The organism is Cohnella sp. (assembly GCF_041641335.1).
Lineage (GTDB): Bacteria > Bacillota > Bacilli > Paenibacillales > Paenibacillaceae > Cohnella.
Window position 1 is genome coordinate 1 of record NZ_JBEPYQ010000134.1, and the last position, 15,851, is coordinate 15,851.

The following is a 15,851-nucleotide window of genomic DNA, read 5'->3' on the forward strand; positions in this document are numbered from 1 at the left end:
TTTCTCCGCGGCGTCCAGATTGGCGCCAATCTGCTTGGCGATCGTCAGCATTTCCTGCCGCAGGCCGTTCTCCATCTCATGCTTGGACGAGTAATAGTAAATCGATATATTCAGCGACAAAATAATCGTTGCGATCAGAGAAATCAGCAGCGACAGCTTGACTTTAATGGACACGAGCCTTGCCTCCGGATCTGGTTGATCCTATTACATTTAGACATCGTTCGACGGATTCCTCTTTCCGACGGCAAAATCCTTCTACATGACATTTGTCATGTCCGATTGCTGACACTTATGACTAACGGCGGGCCTCGGCTTCCCCTACAATGAAATTATAACTTTTGCGCAAGGAGGATCCTATGGCCGCTTCAAACACCGCGCAATTAAAAAAGAGCGTTTCTCCATATGAGAAAGCGAACACGAAAGCCAGCGTTATGCAACTGGTAAATACGATCCCGCCGTTCATCCTGCTATGGGCCGCGGCTTATTGGAGTCTGTCCGTGTCGTACTGGCTTGCCGTGCCGTTTATCGTGCTGGCATCCGGATTCCTGATCCGCACCTTCATCGTGTTTCACGACTGCTGCCACCAATCGTTCTTCAAGAGCCGCAAGGCGAACGAAATCGTCGGCACGCTCACGGGAATATTGACGTTGTTCCCTTACCACCAATGGAAACACAGCCACTCTATCCACCACTCCACCAGCAGCAATCTCGATAAGCGCGGAGTAGGCGACATGTGGCTGCTGACGGTAGACGAATTCGTGGCCGCATCCCTGTGGACGAGAATTCGGTACCGCGTCTACCGCAATCCGCTCGTCATGTTCGGAATCGGTCCGTTCGCCGTGTTCTTGCTCGAATACCGGTTTAATCGCAAAGACGCCCGACGCGCCGAACGTTGGAACACCCGGATCACGAACGTCGGCATTATCGTCCTGTACAGCCTGCTCATCTGGGCGCTCGGCTGGCAATCGTTCCTGCTCGTTCAGCTTCCGATCTTCTGGCTGTCCGGCGCCGCCGGCATCTGGCTGTTCTACGTGCAGCATCAATTCGAGGAAACCTATTACGAGCACGATGCGGAATGGAGCTATGTGAAAGCCGCCGTCGAAGGCAGCTCGTACTACAAGCTGCCGAAGGCGCTTCAGTGGCTGACCGGCAACATCGGCTTCCACCACGTTCACCATCTGAGCCCGAGAGTGCCCAACTACTTGCTCGAAGAGGCGCACAATTCCGTTCCCCCGCTTCAGCACGCGACGACCGTGACGCTGAAATCCAGCTTCGCCTCGCTGAAATTCAAGCTGTGGGATGAACAGAAAAAGGATTTCGTCACGTTCGGGCAAATCAAGCATTTGCTGGGTGGCGCCAACACGAACGCCCGCTCCGCGGAACCGACACCGGAACCCGCGCCTGACAACGAAGTCGCATAATCGTCGCCGATCGGCCTTCTTATGGTAAAATAACCGTGAGAAGGCCATTGTCGACATTGGGAGCGTAATAGATGTACAAGAGACTCAAACGAATTCAGATTTTCCCGAAAACGACCGGAATCAGTCCGTACGTCTGGCTGATGTTCTGCATTTTGCCGTTTTATTTTATTTTCCGCTCCTCATCGAACATAGAGATCGCCGCGGGCATTCTGATGATCGTGCTGTTCTTCTTCTGCTACCGGCTGACCTTGAATGCCAAAGGTTGGTCGGTTTACGTTGGGATGGGCGTGCAGATCGCCATCTCGATCGTGATGACGCTGCTGTTCAGCTACGCTTACTTCGCGTTCTTCCTGGCGTTCTTCATCGGCAACGTCCAGAACAAAGCCGGCTTCATTACGCTGTATACGATCCATATCGCCACGAGCCTGATCGCCGTGAACGTCGGATTCATTATGCAGGACAAGTTTTTCATCACGCAGACGCCCTTCATTCTGATCAGCCTGCTCGGCGTCATCCTGCTTCCTCTCGGCAGCTACAACCGCAACAAGCAGGGCGAGCTGCAGGAGCAGCTCAAAGACGCCAACCAGCGCATCTCCGAGCTCGTCAAGCTGGAGGAACGCCAGCGCATCGCCCGCGATCTTCACGATACGCTCGGGCAGAAGCTGTCGCTGATCGGCCTCAAGAGCGATCTGGCGCACAAGCTGATCGCCGCCAATCCCGAACGCGCGCGCGCCGAGATCAAGGACGTCCAGCACACGGCCAGAACCGCGCTGCAAGAAGTCCGCTTGCTCGTCTCGGAGATGAGAGGCACGCGCCTGGAGGACGAGTTGGATCGGATCAAGCAGATTCTGCTCGCGGCGCAGATCGAATTCAAGCTTGAGGGCAGCCCAACGCTGCAAGGCGTCCCCTTGCTGACCGAGAACGTGCTCAGCATGTGCCTGAAGGAAGCCGTCAATAATGTTGTCAAGCACAGCGGAGCGTCCGAGTGCGCGGTTTCACTCAGCCAGAACGATACCAAAGTCGTCATGAAAGTTCACGATAACGGCGCCAGCCGTCCCGAACGGCTCAACTTCAGGCAGGGCCACGGCCTGCAAGGCATGAAGGAGCGGCTCGAATTCGTTAACGGGACGTTAGGACTCGCGACCGGCGAAGGCACGACCGTCGTCGCCACGATCCCGCTCATTGCGCAGCGCCCTAATAAGGAGGAATCGCCATGATTCGAATCGTCATCGCCGAAGATCAGCGGATGCTGCTCGGCGCCCTGGGTTCCCTGCTCGATCTCGAGGAAGACATGGAGGTCGTCGGCAAGGCGTCCGACGGCGCGTCCGCGGTCGAGCTCGTGCGCCAGCTCCGACCGGACGTCTGCATCATGGACATCGAGATGCCCGGACTCAGCGGTCTCGAAGCCGCCGAGCAATTAAAGGAAACGGACTGCAAAGTCGTCATCCTGACGACGTTCGCCCGTACCGGTTATTTCGAACGCGCCGTCAAAGCCGGCGTAGGCGGATACTTGCTTAAGGACAGCCCCAGCGAGGAGCTCGCGAGCACGATCCGCAGCGTGCTGGCCGGCCGCCGCGTCTATGCCCCGGAACTGGTCGACGAAGCTTACCGCGGAGATCAGGGCAACCCGCTGACCGACCGGGAGAAGGAAGTGCTCGGGCTGATCGCCGACGGCAAAAACACGAAGGAAATCGCGACCGAGCTGTTCCTGACGACCGGAACGATACGGAACTATATTTCCGTGATCCTCGACAAGCTTGACGTCAGCAACCGGGTCGAGGCGATCAAAAGATTCAACGAGAAAGGCTGGTTCAAATAACGTTCAGCTTCCTATAGTCCTTCTTCATAATGTTCTTCACCAGACTCGGCCATTTGGAATTCGCGGGACAATACTTGGTCGCGATCTTCTCGATCGTCGTATACCCTTTATCTACGTATTTGTCGGCCAGCAGCTGCCCGAACTTCTTGACGCTGTCCCCTTTTGTCTCAAATGCGAACGCCTTGCGGTGAGGGTCCGGGCCTGTCGCGTTCAAGCCGAACAGGTTGTTTTTGTTTTTCGCCAATCTGCTGCTGCCGTTGCCGCTCTCCAGCTTCATGACGGCGATCGTGAACAAGGCGTTGATCCCGTACGTCTCCTCCACTTCCAGAATCGCTTCCTCCAGCCCGTGTCCGGCCAGATCCGTCCCTTTGAAAATAAGAGCGATATCCTCCTCTGTCAGCCCCGATTCGGTCTCCACCTTGGAGCTCGGCTGCACGGGAGCCTTCGACGGCTCTTCGATCTTCGGCTGTTCCGTCTTCGGATCTTCCGCTTTAGACTCTTCCGCCTTCGGCTCCGCTTCCGGGGCGTTCGGTTCGATGTCCGGCAGCGCCGTCCACAGCATGGCGGAGGCAGCGACAGCTCCCGCATCCTCTACGGGTTGCGCGTAATCCCCATGCACGTAGCCTCCTCCTTTAATTCTCAGCCAACCGCCCGGCGTCTCCGATACGATTTCCAGACGGGTTCCTTTTTGCACCACGGATTTGATTTTCGATTTCGAATAAGCGTTCGTCCTGACGTTAAGAAAGTAGGCCGTAACCTCGTAGATTTGCGCTTGCGGCGCTCTGGATACTGCGATATGTACTTCCTTATCGGGATTTTTGGCGATATCTCCGGTTGTCGCGGTGATCGCAGCGGACTGGAAACGGTCCAGCGAGGCGATCGTTTCGTACTCGAACGTGAGCTCTCGGGGATCGACCTGCGTTTCGCCGGCCGCCCCGACCTCCGGTTCGGAGTCGGCATTCCCGGCTGCTTCCGCGGGATGTGATTTCTCCGCGGCGGGGAGAACGAACGGGGAGTTTTGGCCGATTGGCCAAACCGGGGAATGGAACGTGAAGCTTGTATTCGCGTTCGTATGATTGGCGTCCGTGGTTAACCAACTGATTCCCAAAGTCATCGTCAATACCGCGCTCACGATGTACGCGATCCACTTGCGAAAGGTATTCCTACGCATCCAAATGCACCTCTTCCGTCAAAATTGGTGATGGCTGCCCGCAGTTATTTGGTTTGATTGTACATATATGCGAGTGAAAAGCTTGTCATTCTTTATGCGAATATTAATTGTTAATTTGTCGATTAAAAAATTTTCATAATCATCGTGCCGCGAGCCGCGGGCTGGAAGCCGCGGGAACCTCTGTCATAGAAACCAACCCCTGCGCGCATAATAACTTTGTTGCAAACATTACCAACTGTTTAGGTGGTCTTGAAGTGAGGGGTACGAACGGAACGATCAACTTTTTCCAAGCCTGCACGATTCTGATGCTGACGAACGGACTGACCAATCACGTCATCGTCAATCCGATGCTTCTGGATGCGGCCGGACGGGATTCGTGGATCTCCGCTATCGCCGCCGGTCTGCTGTTCATGCCGTATTGCCTGCTGCTTGCGCTGTTTATGAAAAAATCCGGGCAGATGGCGCTGCAGCCATGGCTTGCCGAGAAGACGAACCAGGTTGTCGCCTGGGCGCTGACGATTCCGCTCCTCGTCCAGCTCTACCTGATCGGCGCGATGACGGTCATTCACTCGGCGACTTGGACGATCACCAACTATCTTCCGGGGACGCCTAAAGTGCTGCTGGCTTTGATCTTAACCGGGTTGTGCGCTCTCTATGCAAGCTGGGGCATACGCGTCATCGCGATCATGTCCGGCATTCTCCTGCCGCTCGTGATCATTCTTGGTTCGTTCGCGGGCATCTCTAACTACCCGCAAAAAGACTTCAACTTGCTCAAGCCGTATTTGGAATTCGGCGTGGACCCGGTACTGCAAGGCATGATTTACGCCGGAGGAGGCTTCGTCGAGCTCGTCGCTTTGATCGCTATGCAGCAGCATCTGAAAAGCAAGGTTGCGCCTTGGAAACTAATGCTGTACGGATCGCTGATGGTTTACATCATGCTCGGGCCCCTCGTCGGAGCAATTACGGAATTCGGCCCCAGCGAAGCCGCGAAGCAGATGGTCTCCCCTTACGAGCAATGGCGCTTGGTCAAACTGGGTTCTTACGTGGAACACGTCGATTTTTTTTCCATCTACCAGTGGCTGGCCGGCGCGTGCGTGCGAATCAGCTTGTCCATTTTCCTCGTGCTCGATCTGCTTCGAATCCAGCGCAACGAGCTCCGGAATCGGTTCATTATGCTGATCGCCCTCAGCTACGTCGCGCTGTCCGTGTTTCCGATTAACGAGTACGCCTTTTATTTGTGGATGTACCGCTATTACTTTCCGATCTCGCTAATAGCAGGGCTTCTCGTTTCCGTCTGCTGGATGTCCATATCGTGGTTCGCCAAACCGACCAAAGGAGGAGCAGCATGAGCAGAAAATCGCAGAACACCTCGTCCGTGTGGTCCGAAACCAAGTTGCACGACCTGTTCGCGAATTCCGCGGACGTGCAGATTATGCCCTGCAAGCTGACGGAGCAGCAGGGTTCCGATGTCGTGCTGATCTATGCGGAAGGCTTGTGCGATACGGTGCAGCTGGGACAGGTCCTTCTGCCCCAATTAAAGCAGTTTTATAGTCAGGCCGGCGCCGCTTTGGCAATGAAGACGCAGGGCTATACGGGCGGGCTGCCGCTTATCGCCATGAAACCGGATGAACCTGAAGACGTCCTGTCCGAATATTTGTTCCAGGGAGACGTGCTGCTTCTGTTCCCGGAGAGCGGGCGTATGTACAAAATGAACATCTGCAATCGCCCGCATCGCAATCCGGAAGAATCCAATACCGAAATTTCGATCAAAGGCCCCAAGGACGGATTTACGGAAGATCTCGTCGTGAACATAGCGCTCATCCGCAAGCGGGTACGCAGCTCGAGCTTGAACTACGAGACGTTTACGCTAGGCAGAAGAACGAAGACGAAGGTCGGATTGATTTACTTCAAGGACATTCTGTCTCCGGAAATTTTGCGGGAAGTGCATAATCGAATCAGTAAGATCGATATCGACGGACTGTACAGCATCAACCAGTTGGAAGAAAAAATGGCCGACTCCAAGTATTCGGTGTTCCCTTCTTTCGCGATAACCGGAAGACCCGACTACGTCGTCAGCAGCCTGCTGGCCGGACGTTTCATTCTGATCGTGGACGGCATTCCCATGGTCTTGATCGGCCCCTCGGGATTGTCGTTGCTGATGAAATCCCCGGAGGACGTCCATTTCAACTACACTTACATTTCATTCGCCCGCATCGTCCGGCATATTAGCTTGTTCCTCTCCATCTCGCTGCCGGGCTTGTGGGTATCGCTCGTCGCGTTTCATCAGGATCAGATCCCATTCCGCATGATGGCCACGATCGCCGGAGCTCGCCTCGGATTACCGATGTCGGCGCAGATCGAGATGTTCGTCCTGCTTATGCTGATCGAAATCTTCCGCGAAGCCGGAGTGCGGCTTCCCAGCTCGATCGGACAAACGCTGACGGTCGTAGGAGGGCTCATCATCGGAGACGCTTCGATCCGTGCCGGACTTGTATCCCCTTCCGTCGTCGTCGTAGGCGCGATTACCGCGGTTACTTCCGTCACGCTCGTCAACCAGTCGCTCAGCACCATCGTCAGCGTCGTCCGATTGAGCATTTTCCTCGTGGCGTCGTTCATCGGAATGTACGGCTTGATTCTGTGTCTGATTCTGTTCGTCGCCTACTTGTCGAGACTGCACTCGTTCGGGGTACCGTATCTGTCGCCGTTGTCGCCGCTGAATCTGAAAGATTTGGCAACCTCTTACTTGCGCATTCCGTGGGCACGGATGAAAACTCGGCCGGGCGCCATTCATCCGATCGATCCCGACCACCACGGTGACGAGAAATGATCGGCAGATGGGGCAAGTCAGCCGGTGCCGCGCTGCTCCTTCTATCGTTGACTGGCTGCTGGAACTCGAAGGACATTCAGACGATGGATTACGCCACGGCTATCGGACTCGACTACGAAAACAACAAATATATCACTTACGTGCAATTTCTGAATTTCGGCAACGTCGGGCGGAACGAAACGATGCAAATCGGCAAAGCGCTTCCGGTATGGATCGGCAAAGGGGAAGGCGCAACGCTAAGCGAATCGCTGTCATCCATCTACGCCACCTCGCAAATGCGAATTTTCTGGGGACATGTCAAAACGATCGTGTGTTCGGAAAGGATGCTGCGAAGGGGGGTCGAGGAAGCTTACAATGCGGCCAACCGTTTCGGAGAAATCCGTTACAACATTCTCATATTCGGCACGAAGGAAAGCCTGCCCGACTTGTTCACGCAAAAGTCGATTTTTAATCTGTCTCCGCTCGACACGATCATGTTCACGCCGGAGCAGACGTTCGCTCAGCGTTCGTTTATCGTGCCGAAGACGGGCAACCGGGTCATCGCCGACATTACGGAACCGGCCCAAGCCGCCATGCTGCCGTCGATCGCGATCAATCGGGAAGTATGGAAGGAGGATCATAAAACGAAGCCGATGCTGACGATCGACGGCGCCTTCTTCTTCAAGGAGCAGAAAGCGACCGCCTGGCTGTCGGAGGACGAGCTTGCCGGAACGAGGTGGACGCAGAAGGAACTGAAGCGTTCGCTGATCCGGGTGCCGGCGGAAGGCAAACCGAAAGCGTCCCTCGTGCTTATCCATCCGGAATACAAAGTCAAGAGCCAGGTTCAGAACGGGCGCGCCGTGTTCGATCTGAGCTTAAAGCTGGACGCGACCGTGGACGAACTGAACGAGAACGTGGGCACGGAAGAGCTCGAGCGGCTTGGCGCGGAAGTCGTGCGGGACGAGATTATGAAGAGCTTCCGCAACGGACTGGCCAAGCAGGTCGACGTACTCAAGCTGGAGGAGACGCTGTATCGCGACCATCCGAAGCAATGGCACGCGCTGCGCAAAGGCAACCAGCCGCTGCTATCCGACGAGTGCATCCGCAAAATCATCGTCAAAATCGACATTCGCAACACGGGCAAGTATAAGGGAAGATTTCACTGAGCGGGGTGTAGGGCGACGTTCGATTCTATCGGGCGTCGTCTTTGTCTTCGTTGCGCGCCGCTTGGGTTGCGGGGAGCTTGGCAAGCTTGTATAATAGGCAGGCAAACATATGTTTGCCCAGGCGTATGACGAGCTATTCGGCATAGGCTTGCAACAAGACCAATCAGCGGAGGAACGAATGAAGGGTACGACACATTTGGCCATCGGCTGCGCGATCGGCGCGGTGGCATGCGCTTATTATCCGTTTAGTCCGAGCAATGCCGCCCTGTATTTGTCCGTTGCGGGACTGTCCGCCCTAAGCGCGGATCTTGACGGCCCGAGCATCCTCAGCCGGAAAATATCCAAGCTCTCCAAATGGCTGAGGAACGCCATGCTCGGCGCCGGGCTGCTGCTCATCGTCGGACTGGCGTACCAGCTCGTCGTTCCGGGCCGATTCGATCCCGCCTACGCCGCTTGCGCGGTATCGGCCTTTCTACTCGGCCTCGTGGCCAGACAAGGAGCGATCCGGAACGCGCTCGTCAGCTTGGTCGGCGGCGCGCTGCTCTACTATGGGTCGATAAAAGGCTACACGTGGCTTGTAGGCCTTGGCGCATTCGTCGTCTGGGTTCCGTGGCTGAAGCATCGGGGAATGACCCATACGCTATGGGCACTGATCGGCTGGGGAGCGATCGGCTGGGGATTGGAGCGGCAGTCGGGCATCGACGGCGTCACCGCCGTCGCGGTGGCGGGCTACGCCTCGCACCTGCTCGCGGATACGATGACCCCAAGCGGCGTTAAGTGGCTCTACCCGCTATACAAGAAATCGATTAAGCTGCACTAGAAATTGCGGGAGGCGCGCCGTTCGTCGTCCGGGGCGTTGGAGGCATCGGCTAGTGCCGCGGAGCGCGCTTATCCCACCTGCCCCGGGCCGGACGCCGGCTTTAGTACCGTGTGACGCGCTTATACGCCGATGGCAGCATGAAACGGACAAACCCGTGTGCATGAAACAGCGGCTTCCCCGATCATCTTCCGATGAGGACAGCCGCTGCGTTTTTTTACTGGATTTGGATTTCCGTGAGCTCTTGAGCCCTGTATTTCAATCGCGCGCTCTCTGCGGCCTGGCCCAACAGATCGGATACTCTGACGCTGTCCCGTACGTTGCGCAGCAAATAACTCGGCGCCGTCGTGTCCGTGGAAAGGACGGTAATGTCCCCGATTTTCAGCATTCTCTCGAGCAGGTTGCGCTTCAAGGTAATATCCCGAATGCGGTACAGCTGGATTTCTTCGCGGCGCTTCGTGAAAATCCCCTTCTCCACGATAATTCTGCGTTCGGTGATCTTGTAATGCGTAAAGCTGGGAAAACCGAAGTTGAAAGGCTTCCCTTCCCATAGCACGCTCTCGTTCAGCAAGGCCATCTCTCCCATGAATTTGGATGAACGCTCCATTTTATTGTACACGATGCGAGCCGTCTTGGCTTCCCCTAACCCTCACCCCGCCTGAACGCTATTGCGACCAGAACACGAGCGAACGCATGTCCCGCTCTCCCCCTAAAGCGACAAGGCGTTGTCCGATCTCCGTATCCAGAATCGGCCGTCCGGCCCAACTGTCTACTTTGATCTTCACCAACTTGCGGCTGCGGATGACCGCCTGGAAAGCATTCAGCAGCAGAGCCGCCTTCCTCTCGACATCCATCTCTCCCGGCAACTCTCCGTCACCTGGAGCCTCGAACGCTCTCTTCCCGTTGTTTTCGATCCAGAATAGCCATCGGTCCCCCTGCATGACGAGGAAGTTGCCCGGCTTGCGCGAATAGCTCGCTCCGTTCCCCTCGCCCGGCCAATCCATGAGCAGACCGAACGGATTCGCGGGGTCCGCCGACGACAATACCGACAGCCCGGGCTCGGCGGAGTCCGGCAGCGGCTGACGAATGGAATCGCTCAGTTCGCGCGTCGTGAACTGCAGCGTGGAAGCGCCTTTGACGAACGAGCCCCGCGTCAGCGCCCCCCATTCCTCCAACCTCTTAAGCGTCGGATAAAACAGGTCCCACGAGTACGGAGCCGTTTTCGCCACCAACTCCTTGTTAATCAGTCCGTAGACGTTCAGGAGATGGTGCGTCCATACGAGCACGGGCGATTGTTCCTGTTCGGCGGGTTTGCCCGGAACCTCCGGGCTGACGGCGGAAGAAGTCCGGTCCTCTCCATTGCCGATCAGGGAGCTTGTCGCGTACCACCGTCCTTGACCCGATCCCGCTCTCTCCCATTGCTTCGGCTTGACCGTCCCGATCTGCAGCCGCAGCGGAGCGAATTGATCGTTGGACACTCGTCCTTCCCACGCCAAATCGACCAGATCGGGCAGCAGCTCCGAAGGGGCCTTGCCCTCCTCCCGGCTGAGCCTTGTAAGGAAGCTCGCCCCTCCCTGCTCCATGCGGCGCAGCAATTCGGGATGCTTGGACGGCTTGGCGGCCGCCTCCTTAAGAAACGCGGAGTAGAGCGGCTTCGACTCGGCGAGGAAAAACGCCACCTTCCCTTCCTTTTCCCCCTCATCCTTGCGCCCGATCCAGATCACGTCTCCCGAAGCGCACAACAGATCGAGGTACTCTTTGCGATAAGAGGCTACGCGAATCGGCAGTACGATCGTCTCCCAATGCGAGAGGGGAAGAAACAGCCCTTGCAGCCGCCCCAGCACAGCAAGCAGCCCTTCGCTTCCCTGAAGCTGCGTTCCTTGCCACGCATACTGGCGCAGCGCGATCTGCCCGCACCATTTCGCCGGCTCGATCGGCTCGGCTTTGCTGCGGGCATTGCGGATCGAGAGCCGGACGAGCCGGGAGGCGACCTTCGAGCTCGTCCACAGCCGTTCTTCCTCGCTGGCGGCGTGGGGCGCTCGCTCTATCCATCCATTGTCCAGCAGCGCCTCGACCGCTTCCCTGGCTTTCGGAAGCGAGAGAGAAGGATAACGATCGCACAACTCCGCTTCCGTGAAAGAGATGACGTGATCGGCGTATCTTCCCAGCACGAACATCACCGATTCCGGCGTCTCCGGAAAAGCCTCGTACGTAACCGACTCGTCCGCGGCGATCCAGCGGTACTCCCCATCCCCGGACAGGTCGATCGCCGACACCTTTCCTTGCTCCTGCAATTGCCCCAGCCAGCTCAAGCCTTCTTCTCCCGCCAACCGTACGATTTCCTTGGAGGTCAGGTCCCCCCTGAGCTTGAGCAGAGCCGCCAGACCCGCAGCGTCCGTCGGCGCCTGATCCGGATCGCTCAGCCTGCTTTTCTCGGCTTCGATGACCTCGGGGCTGACCGCTTGACCGATAACGCTCTCGTCGAAGATTTGCGCCGCCATCTCTTTGCTGATGCTCAGAAGCCGCAGCCGGGTCGACTCGTCGAGTCCGTCCCCTTCGTACACTTGCATCGATACGTAATCGGCGATGAACTGGGCCGCAAGCGGAGAGGGATAAGCGGTCTCCTTCACGACGATTCCAATCTCTCCCGATACGAGCTTCTCCAGCAACTCCCTGAGCTGATCGATGCGCAAATGCTCGTTCAGGCACTCGGACATCGCCTCGAGCAAGTACGGAAAGCTCTCGGCGTAAGGAAGAGAACTCCTCAGCAGCTCTTCGCTGCGCAGCCGCTTCTGCCATAGCGGCGTACGGGTGAAGCTGCGGGAGAGCAGCAGACTGTTCTCCGCGATTTTGCGAAATGCGCTGCCGAGCAGCGGAGAACCGGTTACGGCTTCGGTCAGCAGCAGTTCGACGTTGCCGGGGGTCACCTGGCGAATGGCTTGCAGCCAGGAGGAATCCCATTCGGGCAGCACGAATTCGATGCCGTTATCCTTCGCATTGCCGTACAGGCGGTAGGGCAGAAGCTGCTCGAACTGCCTCTTGATCGCAAGCAGCCAAGCGCGGTTGACCGTTCTTCCGCACAGACTGTGCACGATGACGTGCGTCTGGTTCATGACGTCGCGGTAATGCTCGATCACGATCTGCCGATCGGTCGGCAGCGAGCAGAAGCGGTGCTGCGAGCGAAGGAGATCAATGAGCTGCTCGGCGGAAGCGCGATCCATACCGTAATGCTCGCGAAGCCATTCGCAGGCGGCGTCCTCGATCGCCTGATTCTGCAGGTCCGCCTCGTCCCTCAGCTCCAGCAAATCCGCCAACTCGCGGATGAAGGCCCCGACCTTCAAGCCAAGCTCGTAGGGGCGGCTGCCCGCTTCGTTGCGCCAGAACGGGATTTCGCTGAACCGGTTGCCGGCTTCGGCGACGTACACGCGGTCGTTGCGAATTTCCCGGATCATCCAGGAACTCGTCCCAAGCTGAAATACGTCGCCGATCTGGCTTTCCTGGATGAACTCCTCGTCCAGCTCTCCGAGATGGGCCCGGCTCTCGAGATGATGCACCGGATAATTGCCGCTCTGCGGAATCGTGCCGACTCCGGTAATCGCCGCCATGGCCGTATTGCTTCTCTTCCTCAGCCGGTTCGAAGCGCGCTCCCAATCGAGCAGCGGCCTTGCGAACGAATAGCCCGACAGCACCTGAAGCGCGCTCTCCAACCGATGCCGCGGATAATCCCTGTAGCTGTCGCTGCGCCGAATGACATCGAGCAGGTCGCCAACCTCCCAATCTTCGACCGCAACCATCGCGACGATGTGCTGAGTGAGCACGTCGAGCGGCGCTTCGGGAATGCGGATCTCTTCGATCTCGCGGCGGGCGATCAGCCTGCCGAGCACGGCCAGCTCCGGCAGCACCGCCTTCTGCCTCGCCAGCAGCAGCCCGCGGCTCGCCTCTCCGACGGCATGTCCGGCCCGGCCGATCCGCTGAATGCCGCTGGAAGCCTCCAGCGGAGAATCGATCTGAACGACCAGATCGATATGGCCGACGTCGATGCCAAGCTCCAGAGAAGAAGTCGCCACGATGCAGCGCAAGCTCCCTTCCTTGAGCATCCGCTCGACTTCAAGCCTTCGCTCCCGCGATATGCTGCCGTGATGGGAACGGGCCATCTCGAAGCCTACGAAGTCGTTAAGCCGCAAGCACAACCGCTCGCACAGCCTTCGGCTGTTTACGAACAGCAGGACCGAACGGCTGCCCTCCATCGCTTTCAGGATGCGTTCGAGCAGCGGCTGCCAGACCGCCTCCCGAGTCGCTGCCGGCAAGCTCTGGTCGGGCATCGTGATCGACACGCTCATTCGCTTGCTCATGCGGCTCTCCACGATCGCAACCGGACGGGGCCTCATCTCCCCTTCTCGCGCAGCGGCTCCCTGAGCTTGTCCGGCGGCTTGATTTCCGGTTTGACTGACCGTTTCGCCAGACGCCTCCCCGCCGGCTTGGCTGACCGTTTCGCCAGACGCCTCCCCGCCGGCTTGGTTGACGGTTTCGCCAGATCCTCTCCCGGTTTCGGCGCCCATTCCATCCGTCGCTTGTCTCTCGGCCCGTTTGCCCTTCAGATTGCCTGCCCCATCGGAAGCATAAGCTTCGTTCGGCAAAGCTGGCTGCCAACCGCCCAGAAATCTCGCAACCCGCTCCAGCGGATTCTGTGTCGCGGACACTCCGATACGCTGTATCGGGCGGCCGCGAAGCCGTTCAAGCCGTTCCAGCGACAGCGAGAGATGAGCGCCCCGCTTGTCCGCCGCGACGTCGTGGATCTCGTCGACGATAACCTGCTCGACCGTCGCCAGAATCGCCCTTCCCTTGTCGGACGTCAGCATCAGATAGAGAGATTCGGGCGTCGTTACGAGCAGTTCCGGAGGTCTTCTTAGAATGGCGGCGCGCTTGCTCGCGCTCGTATCGCCCGTGCGCACTTCGCTGCGAATGCCTGGCCACTCCGTTCCGCTCGCTTCGGCCCGCGCCTGAAGCTGTTCAACGAATCCGAGCGCGTGGTGATGGATGTCGTTGTTGAGCGCTTTCAGCGGCGTAATATATAAGATGCGCACGCCTGACGCCGCAGGCTCTTTCCGGGACGATTGCGACTTGTCGCGCACGACCCGGTCGAGGCAAGGCAGCAGCGCGGCCAACGTCTTGCCCGAGCCGGTCGGCGCCGCGATCAGCGTGTGCCGGCCTTCCACGATAGCCTGCCAAGCCTGCTTCTGCACGTCGGTCGGCTCTCCGAACGCATGCGAGAACCAGCCGGAAAGCAAAGGATGAAACGGAATTCTCGCCTTAATGCCCGCCAACCGCCACGCCCTCCTTAAAAAAACGTCCCGGCCGCATTCAATCCTGCCGCGGTCGGGAGTGTCCGTTTCTTATACTCTTTTCTCGTACTTGCTGTAGGTTCCCGCGGTGTTGACGCTTTCTCCCACGAACTCGTAGTTCAAATTGCGATAAAAATCGTTAAGCGCCGGAATGGTAGCCAGACAGTCCAGTCGGATGATCCTCTTATGTAACTGTTCCGGAACGGCCTGCTCGGCCCATAGCATAATCTGTCTGCCGACGTCCCGTCCCGCGTATTTGCGGTTGACGGCCAAACGGTGCAAATAGATAGCCGACCCGTCGCCAGCCTTCTGGCCCCACAGATGGCGATCCCACGCATTGGGCTCCTCCATCAGAATGACCATTCCCGCGATATCGCTGTCGTTTCTGAAAATGTACACTTCCCCGCGGTTAACCGCCTCGGGCGTATTGTGGGAGTCCTCTCCCCGCAGCAGAGCGTTCCATTGCGTGGAGCCTTTTCTCAGCAGCCACTCCGCCGTATTCACCAGCAAGCGCATAATTTCTGTCGTGTCTTCCGGTTCCGCCCGTTCAACGCTTGTAAAAATGGACATATCACGCCTCCCGATCGTCTAGAACTAGAATTAGAATTCCCGCGCAGCAGAAGGATAAACCCGCTCACAACGTTATTCGACGTCAAAATCGAAATACTTCTTGGGATGCGGTTCGTCCTTCAACGTATAGTGCCACCACTCTTTATTATACGGTTTAAAGCCGTGCTTCACCATAGCGTTCTTCAGAAGCTCGCGATTGGCGGTCTGCTCGGGCGTGATCTCCTTCGTCCCGTGGCCGGACACATCCCCGAAAAAATCGTAAGGACTGCCCATGTCCGCCGGAATTCCGGTCGCCGCGTCCGCGATCGTCAAGTCGACGGTGCTTCCCCGGGAATGGCCCGATTTCGAAGCTACGTATCCGAGCTTGAACACTTGCGATTTGTCGACGTTCGGATGAATACTCCCGCCACTTACCATCGCTGACGCTCCGGTTGAAGTGGGGGTTTCTGATGTGTCATTCCTACACACTACCGAATGCTTAACACCAGTGGAGTTGACACGTTGACGGACTGGGTACCGTCCAACCCCGCTATCCCATCTGCCGTAACATTTGGGACTACTTTGCGCAAAATGTTCGCCGCACCGTTCACATCGGCGTTGATCCATCCCTTTGGGCTCCTGTACAATCCGCGATGGACCCGTCTGCCAGAGAATAGGATGGGTTGTTTAGGCTCATCGGGTCCATGGGAAGGAAGCGGATCATGATCCAAAAAACTGGCTTTCGAGGTGTACGCTTCTT

General features: G+C 57.5%; 12 protein-coding genes and 1 pseudogene. 7 read left to right on the forward strand and 6 right to left on the reverse strand.

Features of this window, described 5'->3' with window-relative positions; genetic code table 11:
- Positions 1 to 356: 356 nt before the first annotated feature.
- The 3 genes from desA (at position 357) to ACESLM_RS28435 (ending at position 3,240) form a co-directional block, all read left to right on the forward strand.
- The gene (desA, locus tag ACESLM_RS28425; protein ID WP_372637540.1) at positions 357 to 1,421 is read left to right on the forward strand and encodes a Delta(5) desaturase DesA; all 1,065 of its coding nucleotides are present in this window, start codon (positions 357 to 359) and stop codon (positions 1,419 to 1,421) included.
- 71 nt (positions 1,422 to 1,492) lie between these two features.
- A complete protein-coding gene (locus ACESLM_RS28430) occupies positions 1,493 to 2,638 on the forward strand; it encodes a sensor histidine kinase (RefSeq protein WP_372637543.1) in 1,146 nt (381 codons plus the stop codon).
- Entirely contained in the window at positions 2,635 to 3,240 is a 606-nt protein-coding gene (locus ACESLM_RS28435; RefSeq protein ID WP_372637546.1) for a response regulator, read from the forward strand. The genes ACESLM_RS28430 and ACESLM_RS28435 overlap by 4 nt, the downstream gene beginning before the upstream one ends.
- Here the strand turns inward: ACESLM_RS28435 and ACESLM_RS28440 are convergent.
- Positions 3,233 to 4,411 carry a glucosaminidase domain-containing protein gene (locus tag ACESLM_RS28440; RefSeq protein WP_372637549.1) on the reverse strand — a complete coding sequence of 393 codons (1,179 nt, stop codon included), beginning with the start codon at positions 4,409 to 4,411 and terminating at the stop codon, positions 3,233 to 3,235. The genes ACESLM_RS28435 and ACESLM_RS28440 overlap by 8 nt on opposite strands.
- 254 nt (positions 4,412 to 4,665) lie before the next feature.
- Here ACESLM_RS28440 and ACESLM_RS28445 point away from each other — a divergent pair, with 254 nt between their 5' ends.
- The 4 genes from ACESLM_RS28445 (at position 4,666) to ACESLM_RS28460 (ending at position 9,203) form a co-directional block, all read left to right on the forward strand.
- Positions 4,666 to 5,760, forward strand: a complete 1,095-nt coding sequence (locus ACESLM_RS28445) for an endospore germination permease (RefSeq protein ID WP_372637552.1) — start codon at positions 4,666 to 4,668, stop codon at positions 5,758 to 5,760.
- Positions 5,757 to 7,238, forward strand: a complete 1,482-nt coding sequence (locus ACESLM_RS28450) for a spore germination protein (RefSeq protein WP_372637555.1) — start codon at positions 5,757 to 5,759, stop codon at positions 7,236 to 7,238. The genes ACESLM_RS28445 and ACESLM_RS28450 overlap by 4 nt, the downstream gene beginning before the upstream one ends.
- A complete protein-coding gene (locus ACESLM_RS28455; RefSeq protein ID WP_372637558.1) occupies positions 7,235 to 8,383 on the forward strand; it encodes a Ger(x)C family spore germination protein in 1,149 nt (382 codons plus the stop codon). The genes ACESLM_RS28450 and ACESLM_RS28455 overlap by 4 nt, the downstream gene beginning before the upstream one ends.
- Positions 8,384 to 8,561: 178 nt before the next feature.
- Positions 8,562 to 9,203 carry a metal-dependent hydrolase gene (locus ACESLM_RS28460; RefSeq protein WP_372637560.1) on the forward strand — a complete coding sequence of 214 codons (642 nt, stop codon included), beginning with the start codon at positions 8,562 to 8,564 and terminating at the stop codon, positions 9,201 to 9,203.
- 214 nt (positions 9,204 to 9,417) lie between these two features.
- On the opposite strand, the gene ACESLM_RS28465 is transcribed toward ACESLM_RS28460, so the two are convergent.
- From ACESLM_RS28465 to ACESLM_RS28485, 5 genes and pseudogenes are all read right to left on the reverse strand, one after another.
- Positions 9,418 to 9,819, reverse strand: coding sequence for a PH domain-containing protein (locus ACESLM_RS28465; protein WP_372637563.1), 402 nt, complete (start codon positions 9,817 to 9,819; stop codon positions 9,418 to 9,420).
- Positions 9,820 to 9,865: 46 nt separating this feature from the next.
- Entirely contained in the window at positions 9,866 to 14,524 is a 4,659-nt protein-coding gene (locus ACESLM_RS28470; RefSeq protein WP_372637566.1) for a DEAD/DEAH box helicase, read from the reverse strand.
- A 69-nt stretch (positions 14,525 to 14,593) separates the two neighbouring features.
- Entirely contained in the window at positions 14,594 to 15,112 is a 519-nt protein-coding gene (locus tag ACESLM_RS28475; protein ID WP_372637569.1) for a GNAT family N-acetyltransferase, read from the reverse strand.
- A 72-nt stretch (positions 15,113 to 15,184) separates the two neighbouring features.
- Positions 15,185 to 15,529, reverse strand: coding sequence for a M15 family metallopeptidase (locus ACESLM_RS28480; RefSeq protein ID WP_372637572.1), 345 nt, complete (start codon positions 15,527 to 15,529; stop codon positions 15,185 to 15,187).
- A gap of 50 nt (positions 15,530 to 15,579) precedes the next feature.
- Positions 15,580 to 15,851, reverse strand: a pseudogene (locus ACESLM_RS28485) (RNA-guided endonuclease InsQ/TnpB family protein); the annotation flags it as partial.

Excerpts from the sequence above, each read along its gene's own strand:
- ACESLM_RS28450 (WP_372637555.1), top strand. The coding sequence starts at position 5,757 with ATGAGCAGAAAATCGCAGAACACCTCGTCCGTGTGGTCCGAAACCAAG.
- ACESLM_RS28440 (WP_372637549.1), bottom strand. The coding sequence starts at position 4,411 with ATGCGTAGGAATACCTTTCGCAAGTGGATCGCGTACATCGTGAGCGCG.
- ACESLM_RS28455 (WP_372637558.1), top strand. The coding sequence starts at position 7,235 with ATGATCGGCAGATGGGGCAAGTCAGCCGGTGCCGCGCTGCTCCTTCTA.
- ACESLM_RS28460 (WP_372637560.1), top strand. The coding sequence starts at position 8,562 with ATGAAGGGTACGACACATTTGGCCATCGGCTGCGCGATCGGCGCGGTG.
- ACESLM_RS28435 (WP_372637546.1), top strand. The coding sequence starts at position 2,635 with ATGATTCGAATCGTCATCGCCGAAGATCAGCGGATGCTGCTCGGCGCC.
- desA (WP_372637540.1), top strand. The coding sequence starts at position 357 with ATGGCCGCTTCAAACACCGCGCAATTAAAAAAGAGCGTTTCTCCATAT.
- ACESLM_RS28430 (WP_372637543.1), top strand. The coding sequence starts at position 1,493 with ATGTACAAGAGACTCAAACGAATTCAGATTTTCCCGAAAACGACCGGA.
- ACESLM_RS28480 (WP_372637572.1), bottom strand. The coding sequence starts at position 15,529 with ATGGTAAGTGGCGGGAGTATTCATCCGAACGTCGACAAATCGCAAGTG.
- ACESLM_RS28475 (WP_372637569.1), bottom strand. The coding sequence starts at position 15,112 with ATGTCCATTTTTACAAGCGTTGAACGGGCGGAACCGGAAGACACGACA.